Source organism: Leifsonia shinshuensis, assembly GCF_014217625.1.
Classification (GTDB): Bacteria; Actinomycetota; Actinomycetes; order Actinomycetales; family Microbacteriaceae; genus Leifsonia; species Leifsonia shinshuensis_A.
Window position 1 is genome coordinate 72603 of the sequence record NZ_CP043642.1, and the last position, 26130, is coordinate 98732.

Consider the following 26130-nt stretch of genomic DNA (forward strand, 5'->3'; position numbering starts at 1 on the left):
GGCTTACAGCTCGTGCCGATAGACATCGACCTCGCCTTCGTGGATAGGGGCCGTCTCGTCTCTCCGATACTCCCCTTCCCACCGGCCGTTCTTGCCAAAGAGGACAGAGGTGGGAACGAATTCGAGGTCGAACTTCTGACTGACACCATCCAGTGGCCCGCCGTGATGCACCGTTGTGATTTCCATTGCCGCATGCTGCGCCCCAGCGGGGCAGTGCCGCAATAGCGCCACTTACGGGTAGACCCAGCCGGTCAGCGGGTCCGCGCACAGAGTGGGCATGACCCAACACCTTTTACGACACCGAAAGAGCTGCTGCCACGCGGCAGTCACCCCGCGCCCCGTGCGGAAGGCCGAGCGGAACATCCTGGCGGACGTCGCCAATCTCGTCGCTGTTCTGACCGGGGTCGGCATCCTTCCTCTGAACCCCATTGCTGCGCCTGTCGGCCATGCGACGTCGATGACTATCGTCGAGCGCATGAGCGATGTCGAGGGCTTGGAAGAGTTCGGCGGACTCGCACGCTGGTGCAATGTGGTCCTGCGGTACCCCGACGGGCGTACGGAACCTCATCGCATCATCGCGGTCGACGGCTACCTCCCGAGCGAGTTCAAGCGGCCGCTGAACGGCTCGCGGACGGTCTACGAGACTTTCGTGCTCACGAGCACTGCCGTCGACGTTGCTGTGTACGAGTGGCGAGACATCGAAGAGCGCTAAGCCGGGTAGGGCCCTCACGATGTAGAAGCAACGGGTTCGACTGGCTCGACTGAGCTCAGGCGTCCTCTCGCGGCTCCCCGGTGCGTGGATCGAGGCCGGCTCGCCAACGCTCGCGCTGTTCCTCGGGAGTGATGATCGACCCGTCTGGTGCTGTCGCTGGGGAGATGAAGGCTCGCTCTTCGAGCGCCAGCTCGCAGGCGCCCGTAGCGGCTCGAAGTTCGTCGTAGTAGCCCAGTGGCCACCTTTCCGAGCGTTTGAGAGTGAAGTGGTCGACTCGGTACTTCATGAGCGTCTCGCGCGTGACCTGGTTGACCGCGGGTCCGTACTCGATGATGAAGTGGATCCTGCTGGCGGCGTCGTCGACGATCAACCAGACCTTCTCGCCGGCGCGCAGGACTCTCCTCGCAACCTCCCTCACGATTCGAACATATGTTCTAATGGGCTCGCAAGGAAGGAGGTCGGCAGTGGGTCAGAATCGGCGCTATCCCGGCGCGGGGATGGACCGGGTGATCGAGCAGATCGTCACGCGCCCCCGGCCCGTGTGGCTGACGAACGAGGAGATCGACCTCGAGCACGATCCAGCCGTCGAGTCGCCGACGCCTACGCCGGCGGTCGCCTTCGTGCGGTTCCACGAAGCGGTGGTCCGCCCGGAGGTCGAAGTTCTTGCATGGAACGAACATGCGGTGCGGATCCGCTTCACCACGCGGGACGGGCAAAAGCACGAGGGGTGGGTGTGGAAGGACGCCGTGCGTAGCCGGCCACGCAGACAGGTGTCGCCGCGTCGTTGAAGCCGCGCGATCGTGCACTGCAGCTGCGCGCCTCCGCCATCTAGGTAGTGAGGGGAGGGGCTATGACCGCACGACGCTATGGACCGGTAGAGATCATCAACGCCGGCATCCGCGATGCTCGGGAAACCTTCGCCTGGATCTACGTCGAGCTCGACCGCGTGCGCGCCGCCTCCGCATGGGTCTGGCATCGAGCGTTTGTCGATCCCGCCGTGCCGCTGCTGGATGGTGTCGAGCGGCTACCGTGCCACCCGGCTCCGCCTGGCTTCGGTGGTCAGGAACTCGACCGGCTTCCTGCTCCGATTGCCCTCGACCGGCTCACCGACGACGGCTTAGTCCTCTATGCGGTCGGCGTTCGTTCGGCTGCTGCCGAGCGCGCGGCGCTAGAGCGCGCCCTGGAGAAGGCCAGCGCTGAACTCAACTCCCTTCGCGCGATTCCTGATCGCGCAACGCGGCAAAAGCTGGCGGCTGTCGGCATCCGCAAGAACCCGGTTCGGGAGACTGGCCAGCCCCTTCTCCCGGCCACTCCTGTTCCATGGCCCGACGTGCCCGTGCGCATTCCAGGGACCGACCGATACCTGGCGCCCAGAAACGAGATGGACGATCGCTCCAACGACCCCACCATCTCAGGCTGAACACGAACGGAGTTCGACCGTCGGTCGTGCAACATAGCCTGGCCTCATGCACATCCGAGGCCTGATTCAGTCCACCGTCGTGACAGAGATCACCGCGGAGGCCGACGACGCGCAAGAGGCGCGCGCGATGATCGAGGAACAGGTGCCCGACGGGTACGAACTGATCCAGGTCCACAACTCCATGCCTCGCGGTGGCCGCGTGATCGCCACCGGCCGGATTCGCCCTGCGGCCGTGAACGAGCTCGATGCCACCGGCTCCGACTACCAGGCCGCCCGAGCTGCCCTCCTGGCGAAGATGCCGGCGGATCACCGCCTGCTCAGCGTCCTCTCGCTGGACTGAGCGCTAGTCCGTCCAGCGAAGGTTGTGGAGGCGGAATGCGTCCACAAGTTCCGGCGTCTCCGGGTGCAGCTCGAATGTTTCCTCGTTCGTCAGATGCCCGCTGGTCACGCCATCTGCGGCGCGCTCGAAAATCGCCCACATGCGGTACTCGTCACCGAAGCGAGAGGTGAACTGGATCCCGTCGACCAGGTCGTTCTGGTTCTTGTCCCGCAGCTCGAAGATCCATCGGGCGATCGAGCGGGTGAGGTCGCGCTGGCGAGCGTCCTTCAAGACCGAGGTGTCGAGCTGGATCGGCGTCAGCTTGAACCGGGCGAACGGGAAGCGGGCTTGGATCGCCGCAAGGCTTTCGCTGTGGGTGACGAAGCAGTACCGGCCGGTCTGGTCAGCTTTGCCCCCGAAGCGCTCCTCGAGCCATCCGTAACCGACGGTGCCAGAGGGGGCGTCCGGGTAGAGGTCGACCTCGCCGGCCTCGTCTTCGATCTCGTCGAGTTCGGCGTCCGTCTGCGGCTCAGGCCGGAACTGCGCGAGCACTTCCAGTAGGCACGCCAGCAAGCTCTCGCCGGTGTAGAGCGTCCGGAAGAGCTCGGCCAGCTGGTCGTCCCAGCGGCCATTAAATCGCCCTGCGTCGTTCGCGTACCGCCAATCCGCCCATGCCCAGGGGTTCGGTCGATAACCGACCCGCCAGACTTGCTCGGAGACTTCCGCGATAGCCAGCCCCATCATCCGATGAAGGCGAACGCCTTGGCGGCCGCCATCACCTCGGGACCGACTTCGGTCGGGTCTCCCTCGCGCAGTACGCGCGCCGGAGAGGCGTCGTTGAGGGCCGGGTTCATGCCCTTGAACCAGGACTGGACCGTGACGGCCTCGTTCCGCTCACGTAGCAACGCGGCGATCTGGTAGGCGACGAAGAGTCGATCGCGGTCGGTCTCGCCGGGCTCCCGAGGGCCGACGGCCCACTCTGCTACGGGCTTTGTCGACTTGACGTTGCCGATGTAGGCGACCAGGCGCACGCCGATGATGTCGCGGAGCTTGCTGACCAGTTCGGGGAAGGTCGAACGCACCGCATCGTCGTACGCGCGCATTCCCGGCTTCTGGGTGGTTGTGGTGGTCATACCGCGAGAATACTCCCACCGACTGCAAGAACACTAGCAATTTCAGCCCAAAAAGCACCGTCAATACCGCCCCTCGAATCGCCCCAAAACTGGCAGGTACGGGCGTAAATGAGCCGAGGAGGAGAAGGCGATCAGTCGCGACAAACTACGGCGCGCCGTCGAAGCCGCTTCTTTCAAGGACGATTCCGAGGATTAGCCACGGCGCGAATCGGAACATGCTCCAAGGCGTGAAGACGGGGTGGGACTGGTCGCAACGTCAACCGTTCCGAGGATGATGGTTCAGCGGCCAGTCCCAGTACGTCACGTTAGCGTGGCGCTGCCCGGGCTTGCGAGCCAACGGGGTTGACTTCGGTTCCGGTTGCGTGGAGCGTGCGTGGTGGGTGCTCGGGCGGGCGGAATCGGACCGAGACAACGGTTTAGGGCCGACTCAGGCGGACGATCCGCTCGCCCGAGCCGGGGTATCTTCCGCTCGTATCGTGATCCTCCGTGTTAGGGCGTTCTGGAGGATCTGCGCCGCTAGTTGTTCCGGGAGTAGGTGGTGCTCGGCCGCTGCCTGCAGTAGCCGGACGTAGTCGCGGCTGCTGAAATGCGCGGTCAACGAGAAGCCGCCCCCCGGGGCTGCTCGAGCGAGGAATGCTGCGTCAGTCGTCCTGTCCATACCGCAAGGATGAGACAACGATTCACGCCGGCACCACCCCACTCACGTGAAGGAGATCACAGCTTCGCCGACACCAATGACGACGAGTGGTCGGGAATCGCGGAGCCACTCGTTGCGTGTCCCCCCGATCCGGTGGATGGTGGATGGGCGTAAGGGGATGGTTGAGATGGGCGTGGATGGGACGCGCTGCGTGGCGTGCGGCGGGAATTTGGCTATGGGGCGTAGGTTGGCGCCGGCCGCCAGGGGGCGTGGGTAGTGGTGACGACGCGGGCGCAATGCCTGAACCCGCGCTGCTGCCCCTCGATCATTGCAATTCAGGTCCCCTCCGGCCAGCCGTCGCAGGGGGCTTGAGGTATCTGTCGCGCGTTAGACGCATCGCCGATCTGTGGAAGCCGCGGCTGGGGGAGGGGTCCCGGCGCGAAGTCGGGGAGGGTCGCGTCGGGACCCCGGTTGTGTTGCTCCCGGTGAGGAGAGCGCTGCGCTGCGGAGCACAGTGATGCTACCAACGTACGGGTCGCGGAAGCTGTCTGACGATATTCCGGCGCAGATGCCTGAGAGATTGTGCAGGAATCCCGAATGTATTCGGCCACCCCTGCAACAGGCGAGGGGCGCCCTTTCCTATGTAGGGGCTCGGGGGGTTTCGATGATGCGGGTGAACGCAGCAGCGACGTGGATCTGGACCTGATTTCGTCCTGATTTCAAGACCCGCCTCTTGTGGGGAGACCGACACCGGTAACGGCGCCTGGGCAGCAGCTGGTCGCTTGGCCAAGTCGTGTTTGTTGTGCGGCGCGGATGCCGGACGCCGCGCAGGACTTGCAGCCCGGCTTCCGTGTTAGGCGTGTTCGATCGTCAACGATCAGATTGCGAAGGAAGGGGGCTAAGTCGATTGATGGCGTCGTCGGAGTTGCCGTTTTCGTTCCCTATCTGGGCCGGGACCTCGGGAAGGGTGATCTTTGGTCGATGATGGTGCAGAGGTCGTGATCCGAGCACGGCGGCGGCAGGCTCGGCGGGCCGCGCCCAAGTGATCGGCTGACCAAAGAATGTGACAATTTGGTAACGAGCGCATACCATTACCGGGTATTCCCATCGCGAAACTTGAGTTCCTTGCTCGGTTCGCGTCCCCCGGCGAAAGGCATTGTGTGGCACGCTTGAGCACGCCTGCGGGCAACTTGTCCTCGCCTCGCGACCTCGTCGAGCCTCACGCCGCGCTACGATCTGCAGCGACGGAACGGCGTTCGAACCCTCCGACTGTAGTGGGCGCTTTTTCGTCTCGACGTGAGAGACACGCCTTCGAACGCCGCGAAGTCGAGTTGGGTCCTCGCAAGACACCGGGTCGACGAGCTCAGCAAGCCGTATCTGCCTCGAGCCGCCGGGCCAGCCGTCGAGTTTCAGCGTCCCCGAGGCTTAGCGATGACGCCCTTTTCACCGAAGGTAACAGCCCGATGGCGCTTAGTTCGCGCCGGCTCGGCAATGGGCGGCCAGCGAATGCACCTTTTGCCTATCGGTCCTCAACAACGAGCAGATTGCGGAACCGGCGACTGCGCTCGATCTGGGCAAAGGTTGTTGTGGTTGTAGCGGCGAGTGGGCTCGTTGGCACAGCCGCGTTGCCCGCGTACGCCTCTTCAACTGACGGCTCCGCCACTGCGTCTCGAGCCGGTGCAGCAGTGCAAACGTTGCTGAGTGGCGGAGTGGCTATTCCAGCGGCCGCGCGGGACGCCTTCTCGATCACTGAGAACAGTGCGAAGCTGGACTCCACGGTGGAGTCGACCGTCTCGCCGACGGTTCAACGGTTGGCGCAGACTCTTATGGTCGCAGTTGGGCAAGGACGGTTGACAGGGTACGTTCCCGACCACATCCCGGAGATCCGGAACCTCGCGGAGGGCCGTGCCGTTCCTGGATGTGGTGTGGACTATCGGGTGCTGCAGACCATTGAAGTCGCGTTAGCGAACTTCAATACCGTCGGCGTCAGTGATATCAACCGACGGTGTACTGGTCAGATCGAGGGTGCCGGTAGTGCGTCCTCGCATTACGCCAACGGCGGAGGTCATGCCGTGGACTTCTATCTTCTCAATGGTCGCCCGCTCACGGGCGGAGATCCAGGCTCGCTGAAACTGATTCGCGCGCTAGATCCTCTGATGCCGCCGGATACAGATTTGGGTCAAGTGGGCTGCCGGGGGAGCGTGGCCGTCACCAACTTTCTGCCGTTCGACGACACCTGCGATCACCTCCACATCGACTTTCGGCAAGCGCAAGGCCCGACGCTCAAACTCTTCACCTAACCTGTAAACGCAGACAGGTCATCCGGTCTGCTGCCTCCCACCCAGCACCGCTCGCTAAGATGCGGGTGCCCCCAACCGTCAACCCCAGGACTGAAACCATGACGCTTACGCGACTTGACCCGAACCGGGTCGCTGCTATGCGTCGGCGTCGGATCCTACTCTCAGTGCTGTCCCTGTTGGCGTTGGCGGTCGGGATGTTTGTGATGACATCCATGAACTCGACGCACCCGCATGAGGTCGTCGCGGCTTCGGTTGGCAGCCAATCGAACGCCCACCCTGTCGTGACCCACGCGCACATTGCGCCGCCCATTCTGCTGGTTGCGCCAGCCGCAAGTGCACCCGTGAGCCTGCAGAGCTCTCCGGGACCGCAGTGCGATACCGTCTGCGAGCTCAGTTGTGCGATCGCCGGCGCTGCGTGCGTTCTGGTCGTGATCGCGGCCGCCGTCTCCCTCTTCGCGGTAAGTAGGGGGCTTGCGCTTGGTGACCTTGTGCAGCGATTCGTGCCTGTCGCCATATCGTCGATTACGTCTGTCCGAGCGCATGGTCCGTCGCTAGTCGCGCTCTCGGTAAGCCGCACCTAGACCGGCATTCTGGAACCCACGGCGCAACGCCGACCGGACTAGCAAAGGACTAGTGGTTGGCTGGCCTGGGCTTTTTGCGCTCCACTGCTGTGACGTGATCGACGCGTCTCGTCGAATGCTCTCTGTCACGCACCTTCCCCGTCATTCGGCGACTGAATGCGGCCTCCGGTCGGCATTTCTCGTCGTTACCGTTTCGAGCGGACCTACGGGTCTTCTCACGCAAAAACGTCGGAGCCTTTCGCCACGATGCCCGCACATTCTCGCCACCGACAAAGCGCGAACGCGCTTCTCTCGACCGCCTACCAGCACGAATCACGCCGCGCCCGACGCGACGCCGAGCGGCGTCGACCAGTCAGCCGTCCTGCGGCCGTCGCAAGGCAACGACGTACCCGCAAACGGTGGGCGCCTATTGCTGCACTGGCACTGGCCGGAACCTTGTTCGGAACCTACGCCCTGCCGGCCTATGCGGTCGTGCCCGGCGAGCGGCAACAGATTGCAACGGCGCGGCCGGGAGAGTTGCAAACGGTAACGGTCGCCGCCACTGAGCTGGCACCCGTCGCACGCGAAGGAGTCGCAGTGACCGCGCCGCCGAAACCGAAACCAAAAGCCACAGTCACTGCCCCGAACAGTGTCCGGCGGACAGCGAACACGTTCACAAATGACCCCGCTTCCCCGATCCAGTGGCCATTCGATGTTGGCGTGCCCATCAGCGACGGGTTCGGCTACCGAGTCGCGCCCTGCTCTGGCTGCTCCTCCTATCACGAGGGCATCGATATGAATCCGGGCGCCGGGTCCCCGATCCAGGCGATCGCGGATGGCGTCGTCCGCGAGGTGGGAAATCCGTCCGGAAGCCTGGGCGTGTACGCCATCATCGACCACCAAATCGACGGAGAAACCGTCAGCAGCCTATACGCCCACATGGCCTACGGTTCGCTGGCACTCCGTGTGGGACAAACCGTCAAAGTCCGGCAACTGGTCGGCCTGGTCGGCAGCACCGGCGCCAGCACCGGCGCCCATCTGCACCTCGGCATCTCCGTCAACGGAACCCCGGTCGACCCCTTTGCGTGGCTTACGCAGAAAGTGAAATAGCCATGCGCTCTCGCATCCGTCGGCACACCTCGGCCCTCATCGTCAGCACGCTCGCGGTCGCCCTCCTGCTCAGTGGTTGCAGTGCGACCACACCGGCGGCTCCGAGAATGAACGTGCTCGGACACGTGCATGGCCTGGATGCCACGCACGGTCGCATCTTCGCCGCAACCCACCAGGGAGTGTGGGCGATCGACGCGGCGAAACTAGGAGATGGTTTCGCCACCGAAACCACCGCCCGGGTCGGCGATAGTAGCCAGGACACAATGGGGTTCACCATCGCCCGTTCCGGCGTCATGTTCGCATCCGGGCACCCCGACCCCGGCAACAACCCGCAGCAGCTACCCGCGAACCTCGGTCTAATCCAAAGCCTCGACGCCGCACAAACCTGGACAACCGTGTCGCTTGCCGGTCACACCGACTTCCACGACCTCGTTACCGCCACCACAAGCGACGCCCGGGTACGGATCTACGGCTTCGACGCGGCCCAACAGCGCGTCCGGATCAGCGATGATGGCGGTCACACCTGGCACGATGGCGGGACACTGTCGTTGCGGAAGCTCGCGGTCAACCCAAACGGGCCGGATACGCTCCTTGCCACAACCCAGGCCGGTGTGCAGATCAGCCGGGATGCTGGCATGACCTTCTCCGCCCTGCCCGGCGGACCGATGCTGTATTTGCTCGCCCCGGTGGATGCCGCACCGGGACAATTCGTCGGCGTCGACGTCAGCAAGAAGATCTGGGCAACCACAGACGACGGTTCCACCTGGGCGCGGAAGGGAACGTTCGACACTCTGCCCGAGTCGCTGGCAACAGTGCAGGGCGCGTCAAGACTCTGGATCCTCGGTGCCCATGCCAACGGAATCGTCGCGACCGCCGATCACGGCGCCAGCTGGGTCACCTTGATCGAGGGCACCCCATGAGCGCCACACCGGGCTCGACGAAGAGCACCCGTCGAGTCCGACCAATTCGAGTGCGGTGGCCAGCGGCTGTGCTGATCCTGACCGTTCTACTCAGCAGCCAGCTAGTGGCAGCAGGCCCGGCACGAGGCGCCGACTATCCGTCCTGGTCGGAGGTTGAAGCCGCACGCTCAAGCGAGAGTGCGAAAGCAACCGAAATCAATCGGATCACCAATCTTCTGCGCACACTGGAAGACAACGTCCGCACCGCCGAGGCGGCAGCAGCCGACCGTGGCAGCGACTACGAGAAGGCGCAAGCACGACTCGATCTAGCAAATTACCGCGCACAAACGCTGCGTACTTCGGCCGATGCGGCGCAGGCGCTCGCGAACGCATCCCAAGCACGCGCCGGCCAACTTGTCGCCCAACTTGCACGCTTCGGCAACGGCGACCCGACCACGCTGCTCCTGCTGAACGGGCAACGAGCAGAGACGCTGCTGTTCCGACTCGGCACCATGAGCCAACTCACGCAACGCTCCAATCGGGCCTTCGCCGCCGCCACCACCAGCGCAAACACCGTCCGATCACTTACCCGCCAGGCCGATGCCGCCCAAGCCGCTCTGGCGAACCTTAGCCGCGCAGCCGAAAAGGCGCTGCAGGACGCGGTCGCTGCCAGCCGCACTGCAGCGAACCAGCTGGCTGAACAGCAACAGACACAGGGAACCCTGCAAGCCCAACTGGCAGTGCTGGTCGAGAATCGCAAAGCGACCGAAGCCGACTACTGCAAAGGGGAAGAGGCCCGACGTCAGCAAGAAGCGGCCGCCGCAGCCGCCGCAGCCGCCGCTGCTGCCGCCGCCGCTGCTGCCGCTGCCGCTGCTGCCGCGGCTGCGGCAGATGGTGCACCGGTGCCGTCGGGGGACGGCGGGCAACTCGGTGGACAGGGTTGGGCGAAGCCGGTGTCCGGATGGATCAGCGACCGGTTCGGGCCCCGCCCGGACAAACCGGTAGCCAGTTCGGGCGCATTCCACTACGGCACAGATCTTGCCGCCGGTTGCGGCACCGCGATCTTCGTCGCCGCCCCCGGACGCGTCGTATACGCAGGCTGGCTTGGAACCTACGGCAACTGGGTGCTCCTTGACCACGGCACCGGGGTGATGACCGGGTACGCGCACATCCGCGGGGGCGGAGTCCTGGTCAACGTGGGCCAAACCGTTCAAGCCGGCCAGAACATCGCCCAGGTCGGTACGACGGGCGGCTCCTCCGGCTGCCACCTGCACTTCGAAGTCCGCGTCAACGGTAACCGGATCGACCCGCAACCATTCATGAGCGCGAGAGGAATCACCCTTGGCTAACCGCATCATGCGAACCATCAGGCTGCGGACCGCCCTCACCTCGGTGGCCGCAGCTGTCATGCTCGTCGTCACGCTGGCGGGGTGCAGCAGCAACAATGATGCCCTCGCTCAGCAGTACAAAGACGGATCCGGGAAGAACTACGTCGCCGGCGACGGCACCATCACCGAAATCAAACCCCAGAATCGTGCGGCACCCGTCGCATTCGCGGGGAAGCTCGAAGACGGCAAACCGATCACTTCAGCGACGTACGCCGGGAAAGTTCTGGTCCTCAATTTCTGGTACGCCGGATGCGCCCCCTGCCGGGCGGAGGCACCAGCACTCGAAAAGACATACACAAAATTCGCCGGACAAGGTGTCGAATTCCTCGGCGTCAACGTCAGGGACCAAGCCGACACCGCCCGCGCGTTCGCTCGCACCTATGGGGTGACCTACCCCAGCGTGCTCGACGCCTCCGACGGCGCCCTGCAACTGGCGTTCAGCGGGATTGTCGCCCCCAACGCGGTCCCCACCACACTCGTCGTGGACAAGGACGGGCGCGTCGCCGCTCGCATCCTGGGCCAACTGCCGGACGCGTCCGTGCTCAGCGCACTAATCAGCACCGTTCTGACAGAACAGGGACCGTAACACCCTTCCGCGCGTTAGGAGCCCCCCGCAAACCCCTCACCGAAAGCCCTTTCATGAACCGCCATCTCAGCATTCCCAGCCCCGACCCCGTCTTCGCGCAGTTCACGGTGGGTCCGCTTACCATCCACACCTATGCGCTGTGCATTCTCGCCGGAATCGTCGCAGCCACGTTGATCACCTCCAAACGACTCGCCCAGCGCGGCGCCCGCGGCCCCGTCGTTCTCGACATCATTCTCTGGGCGGTGCCGTTAGGCATCGTCGGCGCCCGGTTCTACCACGTCTTCACCCACACCGGCGACTACTTCTACCCCGGCGCGAACCTGTGGAACGTGTTCGCCATCTGGGACGGCGGAAACGCCCTCTATGGATCCCTCATCGGCGGAGCCGTCGGCGCCTACATCGGGTGCCGGCAAACCAAGATCCGGTTCTGGTCCTTCGCAGACGCGCTGGCACCGGCCATGCTCGTCGCACAATCGCTTGGACGGTTCGGCAACTACTTCAACCACGAACTCTTCGGCCTGCCCACCACGTTGCCGTGGGGCCTGCAGATCGAAGCGAGCAATCCCAAATTCCCTGCCGGCCTGCCTGCTGGAACGCTCTTCCACCCGTTGTTCCTCTACGAGATCATCTGGAACCTGATCGGGGTCGGCATCATCCTGGTGTTGGAACGCCGCCTCAACTTGCGATGGGGGCGAGCCTTCGCCGTGTACCTGATCTGGTACGGCCTGGGCCGGAGCTGGCTGGAAGCCATCCGGATCGACCCCACCAGTAACACGTTCCTCGGTATCCCCGCCAACGTCTGGGCCTCCTTCCTCCTGGTCGCGCTCGGCGCGGCGCTCTTCCTCGTGCAAACCAAACGCCACCCCGAACCCGAGGACTCGCCGTACCGCGACGGCCACCAACCCGCACCCCTCGACGACCCGAATCCCGCCGTCACCACCGCCCCAGCCGTCGACGATGCTGCAGGAGCCCCCGAAGACGAACCCCGGTCGAACTCGATGCGAAAGCCGTCCGATGTCTAGGCCCCTGGACCACATCGACGTCAGACCACCCGGTGCGAGCAGAATCACCGAACCGGCGCTCGGGTTCACCGGATGGATGCGCTGGATGTGGCGACAGCTGACCAGCATGCGCGTCGCCCTGTTCCTGCTGCTGCTGCTCGCTCTGGCCGCCGTCCCCGGATCCCTGGTCCCACAACGCAGCTCCGACCCCAACGGTGTCGTTCAATACTTCAAAGACAACCCGGGCCTCGCCCCAGTCCTGGACAAACTCCAAGCCTTCGACGCCTACACCTCGTTCTGGTTCTCCAGCATCTATCTGCTGCTGTTCATCTCCCTGATCGGCTGCGTCCTGCCACGCACGATCCACCACCTCCACTCCCTGCGCGCGACACCACCAAGAACGCCCGCCCGACTATCACGGATGAGCGGCTACACCTCCATCGAGTTGTCAGCTGGTCGGGGAGCCGCCTCGGCGGCAACGGCCGCCACGGCAATCAGCACGGCGGCAACAATTCTCCGCAAACGCGGCTACCGGATTGCCGCCTTCCCCGGCACGCAGGCCGCTGGTCGGCGGGAGCTGTCGGTCAGCGCCGAACGGGGCTATCTGCGCGAAGCGGGCAACCTGACCTTCCACATCGCCTTGGTAGGGATCCTGATCACGGTGGGAATCGGCGGCGGGTTCGGGTTCAACGGCAACCGGGTGGTTGTCGAGGGGCAAAGCATGATCAACACCCTCGCCGCCTACGACTCGTTCAACCCCGGCCGCTTCTTCAGCCCCACAGAGCTGGCACCCTATTCGCTCACCCTGAACAACCTCGCGGTCACCTACGAAACCCAGAACAAGCGGGCACGCGGACTCCCGACCGACTACACCGCGACCGTCACCACCCAAACCCAAGGCTCGCCAGACAAGACGAGTCGGACAATCAAAGTCAACGACCCCCTGTCGATCGGGGGCACCGACGTCTATCTGCTGGGAAATGGGTACGCCCCCCGGATCACGGTCCGCGACCCGCAAGGCCACGCCGTGTTCAGCGACTTCATCCCCTTCCTCCCACAAGACGCGAACCTCACCTCCCTCGGCGTCGTGAAAGTCCCCGACGGACTTGCCAAACAAGTCGGTTTGATCGGGTTCTTCTACCCCACGAAGTCCACCGCACGCACCGGCGCGTTCTATTCCTCGTACCCCGACCTCACCAACCCCGTTCTGACGTTGAACGCCTACTCCGGCGACCTCGGCATCAACACCGGGGCACCTAAGTCCGTGTACGCACTTGACACCACGAAGCTCACCCAACTCACCGGCGGCACGACCGGGGTCCGGTCAATTGAGCTCAAACTCGGTCAGACGCAGCAACTTCCCGACGGTCTCGGCTCGATCACGCTGGAGCGCGTGTCCCGGTTCGCGTCCTTTGAAATCCATCACGACCCGGCCCAGGGGTGGGTGCTGTTCTTCGCCATCGCCGCGCTCGGCGGCCTTCTCACCTCCCTGTTCGTGCCACGCCGACGCCTGTGGGTGAAAGCGATTGTCGACGAAGCCAAACCCGTCCGCATCGAGTACGCCGGACTCGCTCGAGGCGACGACCCTCAACTACAGGACGCGGTGGCCGACTTGGCGTCTGCCCACCAAGCAGCCCTGCGTAGCACAAGTGCAGCCGATCAGGACTCACAACGAAACACCGACCTGAAGGGAACACCGTGACCGACTCTTTGTCACAGATCTCCGTCATCCTGCTCATCTGCTCGATGGTCCTCTACGCGGCAGCGTTCATTGCTTTCGCGCTGGACCTCGCCCGACGCAGCGGCCACGCGACCGCCGCCGTCCCTAGCGCCGTCGCCCGACGAGCGCAAGAAGCGGCGGCCAGCAACACGCCCGGTCCGGCACACACGACAACCCTCATCCGCGGATCCGTGGACCGGGCCGACTCCTCGAGGTTGGGGTCGGCGAGCTTACGCACCGGCTACTCACTCACCGTCCTCGCCTTCATCGTCCAACTCGGCGCCGACATCTTCCGCGGCATCGCCGCCGGACGCGTGCCATGGGCAAACATGTATGAATTCTCCATGACCGGCACCCTGCTCATCGTCGGCGTCTTCCTCGTAGTCACGCTCAGGTACGACCTACGATTCCTCGGCTCCTTCGTCACCGGGCTTGTGCTGATCCTCCTGGGGATCTCTAGCATGCGCTACTACGTCGAGGTCGCACCGCTACCGCCTGCGCTGCAGTCATACTGGCTCGTCATTCACGTCATGGTCGCGATCATCGCTACCGGCTTCTTCGCGATCGGCTTCGCGCTCTCCGCCGTACAACTCCTGCAGACACGCAGAGAGACACAGATCGCCGACAGTCGACCAGCCCCGCTGAGGTTCCTGGCAACCCTTCCCAGCTCCGGCACCCTGGAGAACCTGGCGTACCGGATCAACATCGTCGGTTTCATCCTCTGGACCTTCACGCTAATGGCTGGCGCGATCTGGGCAGAAAAGGCCTGGGGGCGCTACTGGGGGTGGGACACCAAGGAAGTGTGGACCTTCATCATCTGGGTCGTCTTCGCCGGCTACATCCACGCGCGCGCCACCCGCGGCTGGCGCGGATCCCGCTCGGCCTGGCTGGCGATCATCGGCTTCTCCGCGGTCATGTTCAACTTCGGCATCGTCAACGTCTTCTTCAAAGGCCTGCACTCATACAGCGGCCTCTGAAACCAACCACCCCCATCAACCACAAACAGCAACAGAAAGGCAAACCATGGCTCGCAAGAACGCAGAACCCCCTCGACGACGTTCCACTCACGAGGAAGCCAAACCAACCCCGGAGCAATTGCGTGCCCGCTACCTACGCAAACGCCGGTTCCTGCGCGTCGGCCAACTCATCATGCTGATCGGATTCCTGGTCGGCCTGCAACATTGGCTCGCCCACCTCGGCGTCTTCGGCACACAGCCCCCCGGCTGGGTCGACCTCGCCGCCGGATACCCGATGGCCGCAGCCCTCATTCTCGCCGGTGCCATCACTGCTGGCCAGAAATGACCAGACCCCTCCCGCACCCCAATTGGCGCCGATCGGCGGCGACCTAGTGGGCGCACAATTCGCCTCCATCATCGCCAACGGCGGACTGCTACTGGCCATCCCGATCGCGATCTTCGCCGGGCTGGTTTCGTTCGCCTCCCCATGCGTGCTCCCGTTGGTGCCCGGGTATCTGGCCTATGTCGGAGGAGTCACCGGGTCCACGGGGCGCGTCAGCCGACGTCGAACCGCCACCGGAGTCGCGCTTTTCGTCCTCGGCTTTGCCATCGTGTTCATCGCCTACGGTGCCCTGTTCGGCGCCTTCGGGTCCTGGCTGGTGCGCTGGCAAGACCTCATCACCCGTCTGCTCGGCCTTCTAGTGATCGTGATGGGCCTGGCCTTTATCGGCACCTTCTCGTTCTTCCAACGCACCCTGAAATTGCCCATCCGTCCCTCGACCGGCATCATCGGCGCACCCCTGCTCGGAATCGTCTTCGGGCTCGGCTGGACACCCTGCATGGGACCCACCCTTGCCGCCGTCCTCTCGCTCAGCCTGTCCAGTCAATCCGCCGCGCGCGGCGCCATCCTGACCGGCTTCTACTCAATCGGCCTCGGCATTCCCTTTGTCCTCCTCGCCCTCGGAATCGGTTGGGCGACCGGCGCCATCAGCTTCCTCCGTCGACACATCCGAGCCATCAACATCGCCGGCGGCACCGTCCTGATCGTGATCGGCGTCCTCATGGTCACCGGAGTCTGGACCGCGTGGATCTACAGCCTCCAAGCCCTCATCGGCGGGGTCACACTCCCGATCTGATCAACCGGTCCGACGAACGTCCCGAAGGAGTTCCTATGATCCGAGAACACAACATCGGCGAAAGCGCCGAACGCAACGACGCTCGGCTTCACCTGGTCTACACGGGTGTGTGGTCGATGGCGAAGGTATCCCTCCTCGTCGGCCTGATCATGGCCGCAGTCACCGTGCTTGCCAGCACCCTCCTGTGGACGTTCCTCACTCAGGTCGGCGCGTTCCACCAGATCGACACCCTCCTCTCTGGCCCGGCAGGCGAGACGACGGCATTCTCCGCCTCAAGCGTTACCAAAGTTGTGAACTTCGGAACCGTGCTCATCGGATCGATCGTGGTGGGACTCGCCGGTGCGCTGGCGACGATGGTGGGCGGGATGCTTATCGCACTGCTTTACAACCTCAGTTCCAAAGCGACCGGCGGACTGTTCGTCGGATTCAGACAGGACTGATACCCGAGGTAGCGCGGCACCTAAGGCGCTACGCGCGGCGCCTGCTGCACGCACCGCGCGGCGGGAAGGGGAAGACGTGGTGCCTGAAGATCAGAGTGAGCGACCCTGGTGGGAAACTGGAGCTGCGCCTGAACCCGTGCTCCCGGCAAAGGCGCGTAAACATCGCCTCGTTATCATCGGTGCTGTGCTGCTTGTCGCCGGCGGCGGGCTCGCCTTTTTCCTCTCAATGTTCTCAATGAGAATGTGACGGCACATTCCTCGCCCCAGCACGGGCACCTCATCACGACGACACGTCAATGATCATGGTCAGGCCGCCCGCGCCGTCCTGCTCCACATTGTTGTTCGTGGTGTGGTGATTGATATGGCAATGGATCAACCATCTTCCGGGCGCACGGGCCGTCCAGAGGACGTCATAGCGTTGCCCGGGGGCAACGTTGATCGTGTCAGCGGCAAACCGCGCCGATAGGGCAAGGGTCTCTCCGTCCCTTGCGACCACCTCGAACGGGCCACCGTGGATGTGCATCGGATGAATATCGACAGAGTTCGTTCCGATGAACCGAACTTTCAGCACCTGTCCGACCTTCATTCGAATCGTCTCGGTGGACGGGTACGCCTTCCCGTTGATCGTGAAGTAGTTTGCCAGCCCACCCTCCATCGGCATCGCCGGCCAAGTGAGGCCGTTCCGGTTGAGCCATTCGCCGAGCTGGATGGTGTAGTCCATATCCGCCGGAATCGCATCAGCAGGACGTTTCGGCGCAATGATCAGCGCCCCGTAAAGTCCTAACGCCTCTTGACGGTCGGCGTGATCATGCGAGTGGTAAAAGAACGTACCTGCCTGTTTCACCGTGTATTCGTAGGTGAACGTCTTGCCGGGCTCGATCGGATGTTGAGTGATCTGGGCCGGGCCGTCCATGTCATTGGGAACGTCGAGACCGTGCCAATGCACCGTGGTGGATTCCGGCAGTCGATTGGTCACATTGATGCGTACGCGATCACCTTGCACAAAATCCAAACGCGGACCGGGAACCTGGCCGTTATACGCGTAAGCGTCCACCCACACACCCGGAAGGATCTGCCACCTCACTATCGAGGCAGTGAGGTCGAAGACCTTCACACCGTCGACCATTCGCGGCTGAAGGGCCTGGTCGCCGCGGGCGTTCCCGGCAGCGGTGGCGGTCACGTCTCTTGGGTCGACCGCGGCCATATCCCGCATCGCAGCTCCCGGGGTGTCGCGCGTCATGATCATCCCGGGCGGCATGATGGAACCGCCCACGTCACGGGCGCTTAGGGACATGTTGACCGTCGTGGACGGCGCCGAGATCCCCGCAACAAGGGCAATCATGCCGACAAGGGCAACGGCCACCAGTTGCGGCCGAGTGGGCTGCTGGGCCCCCGGCAGGCCCATACCGCCCATGCCTTTCATGCCGCCTTCGTGGTTCTGGTGGCTCTCGGCTGGGGCGGATGGCCGGCGTGTCATCAAGCCGTGCTTGAGGCCCTTATAGACCAACCAGACATTCGCCGGATACGCCAACGCGAAACCCGCGGCAACACCTACCGACATCACCCCCCAAAACACGAGTTCAGTCGGCTCCATTGCCCGCATATCGGGACCCATCATCAGCAATGTCATCACCGGCGCCATGCCCGCCATCATGAAGTTCATGCTGATGAATTCCGGCAGAAACGTACTGCGCACGTTTTGCAGGTACGTGCCGCCCATCAGGCTTTTCATGAACAAGGATTGAAAAATTAGAAGCCCGAACGCGAACCCGGCCAGGTACTCGACGATGAGGTCCAGCCACATCGGCAGGCCAAGGGCGGCGGTGATCGCCGCAGCCGCGATGATGCCGGTGGCATCACCCGCGACACAATGGATCGTGGAGCCGACGCCCTGTTTCCATAATGGTTTCGTGAACTCTTCATGTTCGCCCGGATGCGGTTCCTTGTCGACCAGCACGTAGAGCAGTAACCCGATCGGTCCTAGATAGAGCGTGACGAGAATGAAGCCCCACTTCATCACGCCCGGTTCTGGGTTGTTTCGGAATTGGTCCACTCCCACGTAGAGGGCAGAGAGGGCCGCCAAGACAAACCAGGCAACGAGGAAATAGTCGATCGGTTGAATAAGCACGCTGCTCCTTCCCAGGGCGCAAGCGCTGATACCCCGGCGGGGTAAAAAGTACGCTCAGTTCTCTCGGCAGGCAAGATCGGCAATGGCGTTGCAGGGTCCTTCGAATCAGAGGATCGCGTCGAAGCCTGCCCGAGCTCGTTGACGGCGTGTTGCGGGAGATTGAGAAGCCGCCGCGGGTTAGCGTCGGGGGGCCAATGACCGATCTCTTTCCGAAAGCTTCGGCTTCGCACCTATGATTCGGACCCAGAATGCTACGACGTCACGCCTCAACTCCGTCACGCGGCCCGGGCCCGTGGAGACTTTGGGCTGGCCTGGTGATCGCGGTCCTCGTTGCAGCCTCGGGCGTCGTCACGGCCCCCACAGCGATGGCTGATAGCTATCCATCGTGGGGTGATGTTCAAGCCGCCCGTTCAAACGAGGCGGCAAAACAGGCCCAAGTCAATGCGATTACCGCGCTGATTTCGAATCTCAAGACGCAAGTGAAAGCGGCCGAAGACGCCGCCGTCGCCCGCGAGAGGGAGAATGAAGCTGCCCAGCTCGCACTCACTGCGGGCCAAGACAAGGCGGATGCGCTCACAGCCGTCGCCGCGAAGCTGAAGATCAAGTCCGAAACCTCCCACCAGCAGGCGGCGACGGTCCTGGCGAAGTTCGCCCGCACAGGCGGTCCGAATCTCACCGGCACGCTACTGATCAGCAAGTCCTCAGACCGGGCCGGCCTGCTCTATCGCTTGAGTAGTTTGGGCAAGCTGACATCGACCATCAACCGGCTGTATTCGCAGGCAGCGCAGGACAGCAACAACGCAAAAGCTGCCAGTGATCAGGCCGTTGCCGCGAAGGACGCTCTCGCCACGCTTGCCGCTGCCGCAAAGACCGCGTTGGCCAAAGCGGCCCAGGCACAGAAGGACATGATTGCGTCGCTGTCCGCTCAAACCGCCCACCAGAACGAGCTTCAGGCCCAACTTGCGTCGCTGACCAGCGCCACCGCTATGACCGAACAGCAGTATCAGGCTGGCGTTGCGGCACGAGCGGCAGCGGAAGCGGCCGCCGCGGCGGCCGCTCGCGCCGCGGGATCAAGTGCCCCGGTGTCCTCCGACGCCCGCGCCCTCGCCCAAGAGCTGATGGGGTATGTCGCAGCTGGTCAGCTTTCCGGCTCTTCCCCCGACCACATCATGGAGATCCGATGGATCGCGGAGGGCCGCTCGGTCCCGAACTGCGGGATCGACACCCAAGTCTTGCAGGTCATGGTGATCGCCCTGCATACCTTCGCAAGCGTCGGCGTCAGCGACATCAACCGGCGCTGTACCGGCCAGATCGAAGGGGCGGGGATCTACTCACAGCACTATGCCGGAGGTGGTGGCCACGCGGTGGACTTTTATAGCCTCGGCGGCAGCCAGGCGACCGGCGCAGACGGCAACTCCCTGGCGTTGATCCGAGTCCTCGACCCGAGGATGCCGTACGGTTCGGGCCTTGGCCAAAGCAACTGCCGAACGGCGGCGGGAAACGAACCCGCCCTGCGCAATTTCCAAGACTTCTACGACACCTGCAACCACCTTCACATCAACGACCCGATGTAACCCTCTCCCTGCCGCAGCACGTCTATGAGGGCGGAGCTGAGAATGCCCCGCGCGCGTTTCCGCGCCATACCACTGGTGGGTATTCTGGAGGAGATGGAGAGTGAGAACGGGCGGCCCCGGACCCGAGCGGCGACGATCGTCGGTCGGGTACTGATGGTGCTCGCACTCGTCTCCGGAATCGCTGCCATGCACACCGGAATCGACATGCCCATGGCGGCCGCTTCCACCGGGGCCTCCGTCCAGGCGGGCCTAATGAGCATGCCCTCTTCTCCGGCTGCGCCCACCACGCAACAATCCCCAGACGCGGCGGAGGTGGGAGGTACCTCCACGCCGGCACTAGACGCACCGATGAGCCACGACGCTATGCACGCCTGCCTGTTCCTGCTCGGTGCCGCCCTGCTTTTCCTGCTCGCTTCCCCGTTGGGAAACAAGGTTCCGTTCAGCGCGCCTCGACTCATCGTGAAATGGCGCCACGCCGCTGCCGTGCGTGTCCGCGATCGGACTCTGGTCCTCCAGGTATTGCGGATTTAGAGGCTCCCGGGGAGAGCTCTGCTTCTCCCCTCCGATACACCCTCGAAATCCCCAAACCAAACCTCTTGGAGTACTGATGAAAATCGCACCTCGTCTCGCCCTCGCCGGCGTGGCCTTGGCCGCTGGCGGCCTCCTCACCGCCTGTACCGGTTCCGGCATGGGGGACATGTCCGGCATGTCCGGTATGTCCTCGACACCCGCCGCGGCGCACAACGCGCAAGACGTCACATTCGCGCAGATGATGATCGTGCACCACGAAGGCGCCATCGAGATGGCCGACCTCGCCCCGTCCCGTGCCGCCTCAACTCAGGTCAAGGACCTGGCCGCGAAAATCAAAGCCGCCCAGCAGCCCGAGATCGAGCAGATGACGTCCTGGCTGAAGTCCTGGGGTGAACCGGTCACCATGCCCGGGATGGGCTCGAGCTCTCCGACCCCCAGCGACATGTCCGGAATGGACATGTCCACGCCGATGCCTACCGATTCCTCCAGCATGGGCTCCATGCCCGGGATGACGACGCAAGACATGGACAGCCTGAAGGCCGCAACCGGGACTGCGTTCGATAAGAGATTCCTCACCCTGATGATCCAGCACCACGAAGGTGCGCTCACCATGGCCAAGCAGGAACAGTCGGGTGGCAAGGACGGTGCCGCCATGAAGCTCGCGGATAACATCGTCAGCTCCCAAACTGCGGAGATCGCCGACATGAAAGCCATGCTGACAGCGCTCGGCTAGCGCGCGGGTCGCGATCTGTGAGTCGCGCCTGACCTTGACCCCGGTGGGGTGGAACCCGCATTCCCCCTGCTCCGCCTCACCGGGCCCCCTCTCTCTTGATCTGCTCTGCCCACCATGAGGTCCACCATGCCGCTTTCTGCTCAACCCCCACGCCCGCTCACCCGACGCACCTTCCTCAGCGCGAGCATCGGTGCCGCCACCCTCGCCGCACTGGCTGCGTGCACCCCGGCAACACCCGCTCTGATATCTCCAACTTCCGCTGCCATTGCAGCGGCGGAGAAGACGCGCCAGCGCACCGGACGGGTTACCGCTGTGGCGTTGGACGCCCAGCCCTCCCAACTCGATCTCGCCGGTCGGGTCGCGAACACATGGACGTTCGGGTCGACACCGGCACCTGTCATCCGAGCCCGTGCCGGTGACACTATCCAGGCGGACGTCTCCAACCAGTTACCTACGTCTACCTCGGTGCATTGGCATGGCGTTGCTCTGCGCAACGACATGGACGGTGTGCCTCCGCTGACCCAGAACCCGATCGCTGCCGGAGACGCCTTCCGCTATAGCTTTACTGCCGAGCACCCGGGAACCTACTGGTTCCACCCGCACGTCGGCGTGCAAATCGACCGGGGCCTCTATGGAGCGCTGATCATCGACGATCCGCGAGAACCCCTGAGCTACGACCAAGAATGGATCGTCATCCTCGACGACTGGCTCGATGGAGTAACCAGCACACCCGACCAAGTCTTGAACGATCTCTCCAAAGGGATGGGGGCAATGGGGATGAACGGAATGCTCATGAGGATGGGAAACATGCTGATGGGCACCAACTCGGCATTGCTCGGTGGCGACACCGGCGACGTCTACTACCCGCTCTATCTGATCAATGGCCGGCCCGCTGCTGACCCGGAAACCTTCACAAGCAAACCCGGATCGAAAATTCGGATCCGGTTCATCAACGCTGGCGCCGATACTGCATTCCGGGTCGCTATCAGCGGCCACACCCTGACAATCACCCACACCGACGGGTACCCCGTCCGGCATCGCGAGGTCGACAGTGTCCTAATCGGGATGGGGGAGCGCTACGACGTAATCGTCACCGCCGGCGACGGAGTCTTCCCACTCGTTGCATCCGCCGAGGGCAAGGACGCCGCCGCATACGCCATCCTCCGCACCGGCACTGGGGCCGCGCCAGCGCCCCTGAAGACGCTGCCCGAGCTGAACTCGCCGCGGGTGGGGGTGGCCGAAGATCTGATCGCGGACGACGCGGTGCAGCTGAGGCCACGCGCCGTCGACCGCACGGTGCAAATGAAGCTGTCCGGCAGCATGAACTCGTACAAGTGGGCAATCAACGGCCGACAGTTCAATCCGGACCGGCCCTTGCAAGATGCACTCGCGGTTCACCAGGGGGAGCGGGTGCAACTGGAATTTGTCAACGACACCACCATGTGGCATCCGATGCACCTGCACGGGCACACGTATCAACACCCCGGCCGCGGTCCCCGCAAAGACACCTCGATCGTCCTTCCGGGCAAGACTCTTCGTGTCGACTTCGACGCCGATAACCCCGGCCTCTGGCTAAGCCACTGCCACAACATCTACCACGGCGAGTCCGGCATGATGGCCGTGCTCGCCTACCAGAAATAGCAGCCGCGTCGACTGTCCGCGCGAACAGCTTGGCACCTTCGTGGTGCATGCCCACTTTGGCGGGAATACGGGCCGGGGGTATCATGTTGTTGAGGGAGGGATACCCCTTGCCCGTATTGCTGGAGGAATGACAATGTCGACTACTGAGTATGAAGTCACCGGGATGACCTGCGGTCACTGTGAGATGTCGGTCCGCGAAGAAGTGGAACAGATCGCAGGTATCGAAAACATCGACGTGTCCGCAACAACCGGCAAGCTGGTTGTGACCAGCGCGACCGACCTTGATGACGCGCAAGTCTTCGCCGCGGTCAAGGAGGCGGGCTACTCAGCCGTTCGTGTCTGAGCTGAGCTCACCCATCAAACAGGGTGGAGTGGGGCTGGATGCCCCTTTGGCGCGGGCCTCACCCTCGTCCGGCTGATGTTCCCGGCAGACGCGGTGGGATGTTCACCCACTCACGCTGAGCAGTCGCCCGTGAGTTACACCGGCCCCTCGCGCCGCCAATCCGTTCAACCGCCTGTTGGCGCTGCCCGATCCCGGAGGATCACATGCCCACAAACGAAGCGCTCGTACCACCTCCTGCCGCGAACATCGAACTCGAAATCGGGGGAATGACCTGCGCATCGTGCGCGATGCGCATCGAGAAGAAGCTGAACAAGCTCGACGGGATCAACGCGACGGTGAACTACGCTACCGAGAAGGCGCGGGTGAGCGCCCCGGCCGAATTCGATCCGCAGACGCTGATCGCCGAGGTGGAGAAGGCAGGATATAGCGCCACGCTTCCGGTCGTGGCTCCGCAAAGCGCAGCGCCCGAGGACGCCCCCGACGCGGAGCACATTGCGCTGCGACAGCGACTGGTCGGGAGCATCGCACTTTCTGTTCCGGTGATCGCGCTGGCAATGGTCCCGGCGTTCCAGTTCACCTATTGGCAATGGTTGTCACTGACGCTCGCCGCCCCGGTGATCGTGTGGGCCGGTTGGCCGTTCCACAAGGCCGCGTTCATCAACCTCCGGCATGGAGCAGCGACGATGGACACCCTTGTCTCCGTCGGCACGTCCGCTGCCCTGCTCTGGTCTCTATATGCCTTGTTCTTCGGCACGGCCGGAATGCCAGGGATGACCCACGGTTTTGAATTTTCGGTCGCCCCCAACAGCGGCGCCGGCAACATCTATCTCGAGGTCGCTGCCGGAGTGACGATGTTCGTCCTAGCCGGCCGATACTTCGAGAAACGTTCGAAGCGCCAGGCTGGTGCAGCATTGCGCGCCCTTCTGGCGCTCGGCGCCAAGGACGTGGCCGTGCTCCGTAACGGCATCGAGACGCGCATCCCCACCGATCAGCTCGCCGTCGCGGACGAGTTCGTGGTGCGCCCAGGGGAGAAGATCGCCACCGACGGTGTCGTCGTGGACGGCACGAGCGCGGTCGACGCGTCCATGCTGACCGGCGAATCCGTCCCAGTCGAGGTTGGTGTGGGCGACAGCGTGGTGGGAGCAACCGTGAACGCCGGCGGACGGCTGGTCGTCCGCGCGACGAGAGTCGGAACAGATACCCAGTTGGCACAGATGGCGAAGCTCGTCGAGGATGCACAATCGGGCAAGGCCGAAGTGCAGCGCCTGGCGGACAAAATCTCCGGCGTGTTCGTCCCCATCGTGATCGCAATCGCCGTCACCACACTCGTCGTCTGGCTGGCAAGCGGATTCCCGGTCGAAGCCGCCTTCACCGCCGCTGTCGCTGTCTTGATCATCGCCTGCCCGTGCGCGCTCGGGCTGGCCACACCGACCGCGCTGCTGGTCGGAACCGGCCGTGGGGCCCAGCTCGGCATCCTCATCAAGGGACCGGAAGTACTCGAATCCACCCGCAAGGTGGACACGATCGTGCTCGACAAGACGGGCACGGTCACCACCGGCAAGATGACCCTCCTGGCCATTCACACGGCCGAAGGGGTCGAGGAGGCCGAACTACTGAGACTGGCAGGCGCCGTCGAAGACGCCTCTGAGCACACCATCGCGCAAGCCGTCGCCAAGGGAGCCACGCAACGCGTCGGATCCCTTCCCACGGTCGAATCGTTCGCCAACATTGAAGGAATGGGCGTGCAGGGCGTCGTCAACGGTCACCTCGTATTGGTCGGGCGTGATTCGCTGCTGACAGAATGGTCGGTTCCGGCCGATTCGACGCTTGTCACTGCCAAGGAAGCTGCCGAAGAGGCAGGGCAAACCGCGATCGTCGTCGCCTGGGACGGAACCGCGCGTGGCGTTCTCGTCGTAGCGGATGCGATCAAAAACACCAGCGCCGAGGCAATCAGACAATTCAAACGACTGGGCCTAACGCCCGTACTCCTCACCGGCGACAACGAGACTGTCGCCAACCAGGTTGCCGCACAGGTGGGGATCGAGCAGGTCATCGCCGAGGTACTGCCCAGGGAGAAAGTCGCTGTCGTGACCCGGCTGCAGGCCGAAGGGAAAGTCGTTGCGATGGTCGGTGACGGCGTCAACGACGCCGCCGCCCTGGCCCAGGCCGATCTCGGCTTGGCGATGGGTACCGGCACGGACGTCGCCATCGAAGCCGCGGACCTCACCCTGGTGCGCGGCGACCTCCGCTCCGCCGCAGACGCAATCCGTCTCTCCCGGCGCACCCTCGGCACAATCAAAGTCAACCTCTTCTGGGCGTTCGCCTACAACGTGGCAGCCATCCCGTTGGCCGCTCTGGGCCTGCTGAATCCCATGCTCGCAGGCGCCGCGATGGCGTTCTCCAGCGTCTTCGTCGTAAGCAACAGCCTCCGCCTCCGCTCGTTCAAGTCGAACGCAAGCAACACAGAACGGCTCGTACAGCGCGCGACCGCCAAGCAGGCCCTTCAAAAAGCCTGAACCCACCCACCAACCCAACCGTCGAAGGAAGAAACCGCCATGACCGACAACCACCACCACACCCCCAGCGCACCCGATCACCACCACGGGGCGCCAACCGGGACCCGGAACCTCCTCGGACCGGCCGCCACCGACCTGGCAGAATGCCCGGTCATGAAGGGCAGCCTGGTCGTCAAGGCAGACGCAGAAGCGGCTGGCCTTTACCGCGACTACGAGGGCACCCGCTACTACCTCTGCTGCGCCGGATGCGGACCCAAGTTCGACGCCGACCCCGCCCGCTACGCCACCGCCTGACGCAACCGCGACTGGCATTAGCCGTCGTCTCGACGCCAGAGCTGATCTCGACA

General features: G+C 63.8%; 26 protein-coding genes. 21 read left to right on the top strand and 5 right to left on the bottom strand.

Annotation, left to right across the window (positions count from 1 at the left end; translation table 11 throughout):
* Positions 1 to 3 precede the first annotated feature (3 nt).
* On the bottom strand, positions 4 to 186 hold the full coding sequence (locus F1C12_RS22010; protein ID WP_185279126.1) for a hypothetical protein: 183 nt from the start codon (positions 184 to 186) through the stop codon (positions 4 to 6).
* A 154-nt stretch (positions 187 to 340) separates the two neighbouring features.
* On the opposite strand from F1C12_RS22010, the gene F1C12_RS22015 reads away from it, so the two are divergent.
* Positions 341 to 712 carry a hypothetical protein gene (locus tag F1C12_RS22015; RefSeq protein ID WP_185279127.1) on the top strand — a complete coding sequence of 124 codons (372 nt, stop codon included), beginning with the start codon at positions 341 to 343 and terminating at the stop codon, positions 710 to 712.
* A gap of 55 nt (positions 713 to 767) precedes the next feature.
* On the opposite strand, the gene F1C12_RS22020 is transcribed toward F1C12_RS22015, so the two are convergent.
* Entirely contained in the window at positions 768 to 1130 is a 363-nt protein-coding gene (locus F1C12_RS22020) for a hypothetical protein (protein ID WP_185279128.1), read from the bottom strand.
* Between the two features lie 46 nt (positions 1131 to 1176).
* Between F1C12_RS22020 and F1C12_RS22025 the strand changes: the two genes are divergently transcribed.
* The 3 genes from F1C12_RS22025 to F1C12_RS22035 all read left to right on the top strand — a co-directional run bounded on the left by F1C12_RS22025 (position 1177) and on the right by F1C12_RS22035 (position 2472).
* Positions 1177 to 1500 (top strand): hypothetical protein, encoded by a 324-nt coding sequence (locus tag F1C12_RS22025; RefSeq protein WP_185279129.1) that lies wholly within the window; start codon positions 1177 to 1179, stop codon positions 1498 to 1500.
* 62 nt (positions 1501 to 1562) lie between these two features.
* Positions 1563 to 2132: a hypothetical protein gene (locus F1C12_RS22030; protein WP_147295954.1), complete on the top strand. Its 570-nt coding sequence runs from the start codon at positions 1563 to 1565 to the stop codon at positions 2130 to 2132.
* A 46-nt stretch (positions 2133 to 2178) separates the two neighbouring features.
* Positions 2179 to 2472, top strand: coding sequence for a hypothetical protein (locus F1C12_RS22035; RefSeq protein WP_115697610.1), 294 nt, complete (start codon positions 2179 to 2181; stop codon positions 2470 to 2472).
* A 3-nt stretch (positions 2473 to 2475) separates the two neighbouring features.
* On the opposite strand, the gene F1C12_RS22040 is transcribed toward F1C12_RS22035, so the two are convergent.
* Complete coding sequence (locus F1C12_RS22040; RefSeq protein ID WP_115697609.1) at positions 2476 to 3195, bottom strand: RES domain-containing protein; 720 nt, start codon at positions 3193 to 3195, stop codon at positions 2476 to 2478.
* Positions 3192 to 3584: a hypothetical protein gene (locus tag F1C12_RS22045; RefSeq protein ID WP_115697608.1), complete on the bottom strand. Its 393-nt coding sequence runs from the start codon at positions 3582 to 3584 to the stop codon at positions 3192 to 3194. The genes F1C12_RS22040 and F1C12_RS22045 overlap by 4 nt, the downstream gene beginning before the upstream one ends.
* 2346 nt (positions 3585 to 5930) lie before the next feature.
* Between F1C12_RS22045 and F1C12_RS22050 the strand changes: the two genes are divergently transcribed.
* The 11 genes from F1C12_RS22050 (at position 5931) to F1C12_RS22100 (ending at position 16317) form a co-directional block, all read left to right on the top strand.
* On the top strand, positions 5931 to 6521 hold the full coding sequence (locus F1C12_RS22050; RefSeq protein ID WP_147295953.1) for a hypothetical protein: 591 nt from the start codon (positions 5931 to 5933) through the stop codon (positions 6519 to 6521).
* 1280 nt (positions 6522 to 7801) lie between these two features.
* Positions 7802 to 8191, top strand: coding sequence for a M23 family metallopeptidase (locus F1C12_RS22825; protein WP_258046279.1), 390 nt, complete (start codon positions 7802 to 7804; stop codon positions 8189 to 8191).
* A 2-nt stretch (positions 8192 to 8193) separates the two neighbouring features.
* A complete protein-coding gene (locus F1C12_RS22060; RefSeq protein ID WP_115697605.1) occupies positions 8194 to 9111 on the top strand; it encodes a F510_1955 family glycosylhydrolase in 918 nt (305 codons plus the stop codon).
* Positions 9112 to 9179: 68 nt separating this feature from the next.
* The gene (locus F1C12_RS22065; protein ID WP_185279130.1) at positions 9180 to 10439 is read left to right on the top strand and encodes a M23 family metallopeptidase; all 1260 of its coding nucleotides are present in this window, start codon (positions 9180 to 9182) and stop codon (positions 10437 to 10439) included.
* Positions 10440 to 10446: 7 nt separating this feature from the next.
* Complete coding sequence (locus F1C12_RS22070; RefSeq protein WP_115697602.1) at positions 10447 to 11064, top strand: TlpA family protein disulfide reductase; 618 nt, start codon at positions 10447 to 10449, stop codon at positions 11062 to 11064.
* Positions 11065 to 11117: 53 nt separating this feature from the next.
* Positions 11118 to 12086 (top strand): prolipoprotein diacylglyceryl transferase, encoded by a 969-nt coding sequence (gene lgt, locus F1C12_RS22075; RefSeq protein WP_115697601.1) that lies wholly within the window; start codon positions 11118 to 11120, stop codon positions 12084 to 12086.
* A complete protein-coding gene (resB, locus tag F1C12_RS22080) occupies positions 12079 to 13767 on the top strand; it encodes a cytochrome c biogenesis protein ResB (protein ID WP_185279131.1) in 1689 nt (562 codons plus the stop codon). Before lgt ends, resB begins: the two co-directional genes overlap by 8 nt.
* The gene (gene ccsB / locus F1C12_RS22085; RefSeq protein ID WP_258046281.1) at positions 13764 to 14762 is read left to right on the top strand and encodes a c-type cytochrome biogenesis protein CcsB; all 999 of its coding nucleotides are present in this window, start codon (positions 13764 to 13766) and stop codon (positions 14760 to 14762) included. The genes resB and ccsB overlap by 4 nt, the downstream gene beginning before the upstream one ends.
* A gap of 46 nt (positions 14763 to 14808) precedes the next feature.
* Positions 14809 to 15087, top strand: coding sequence for a hypothetical protein (locus F1C12_RS22090; RefSeq protein WP_051336973.1), 279 nt, complete (start codon positions 14809 to 14811; stop codon positions 15085 to 15087).
* Between the two features lie 46 nt (positions 15088 to 15133).
* Positions 15134 to 15877 (top strand): cytochrome c biogenesis CcdA family protein, encoded by a 744-nt coding sequence (locus F1C12_RS22095; protein WP_115697598.1) that lies wholly within the window; start codon positions 15134 to 15136, stop codon positions 15875 to 15877.
* A gap of 35 nt (positions 15878 to 15912) precedes the next feature.
* Positions 15913 to 16317, top strand: a complete 405-nt coding sequence (locus F1C12_RS22100) for a DUF3566 domain-containing protein (RefSeq protein ID WP_115697597.1) — start codon at positions 15913 to 15915, stop codon at positions 16315 to 16317.
* 280 nt (positions 16318 to 16597) lie between these two features.
* Here the strand turns inward: F1C12_RS22100 and F1C12_RS22105 are convergent, their stop codons facing one another.
* The gene (locus tag F1C12_RS22105; protein ID WP_115697596.1) at positions 16598 to 18445 is read right to left on the bottom strand and encodes a multicopper oxidase domain-containing protein; all 1848 of its coding nucleotides are present in this window, start codon (positions 18443 to 18445) and stop codon (positions 16598 to 16600) included.
* A 314-nt stretch (positions 18446 to 18759) separates the two neighbouring features.
* Here F1C12_RS22105 and F1C12_RS22110 point away from each other — a divergent pair, with 314 nt between their 5' ends.
* The 6 genes from F1C12_RS22110 to F1C12_RS22140 all read left to right on the top strand — a co-directional run bounded on the left by F1C12_RS22110 (position 18760) and on the right by F1C12_RS22140 (position 26077).
* Entirely contained in the window at positions 18760 to 20019 is a 1260-nt protein-coding gene (locus F1C12_RS22110; protein ID WP_147295951.1) for a hypothetical protein, read from the top strand.
* A 607-nt stretch (positions 20020 to 20626) separates the two neighbouring features.
* Complete coding sequence (locus F1C12_RS22120) at positions 20627 to 21283, top strand: DUF305 domain-containing protein (protein WP_115697593.1); 657 nt, start codon at positions 20627 to 20629, stop codon at positions 21281 to 21283.
* A gap of 114 nt (positions 21284 to 21397) precedes the next feature.
* Positions 21398 to 22924 carry a multicopper oxidase family protein gene (locus F1C12_RS22125; RefSeq protein ID WP_147295949.1) on the top strand — a complete coding sequence of 509 codons (1527 nt, stop codon included), beginning with the start codon at positions 21398 to 21400 and terminating at the stop codon, positions 22922 to 22924.
* Between the two features lie 133 nt (positions 22925 to 23057).
* On the top strand, positions 23058 to 23267 hold the full coding sequence (locus F1C12_RS22130) for a heavy-metal-associated domain-containing protein (protein ID WP_115697591.1): 210 nt from the start codon (positions 23058 to 23060) through the stop codon (positions 23265 to 23267).
* 203 nt (positions 23268 to 23470) lie between these two features.
* A complete protein-coding gene (locus tag F1C12_RS22135; RefSeq protein WP_115697590.1) occupies positions 23471 to 25783 on the top strand; it encodes a heavy metal translocating P-type ATPase in 2313 nt (770 codons plus the stop codon).
* 39 nt (positions 25784 to 25822) lie between these two features.
* Entirely contained in the window at positions 25823 to 26077 is a 255-nt protein-coding gene (locus tag F1C12_RS22140) for a YHS domain-containing protein (protein WP_115697589.1), read from the top strand.
* Positions 26078 to 26130: the final 53 nt, after the last annotated feature.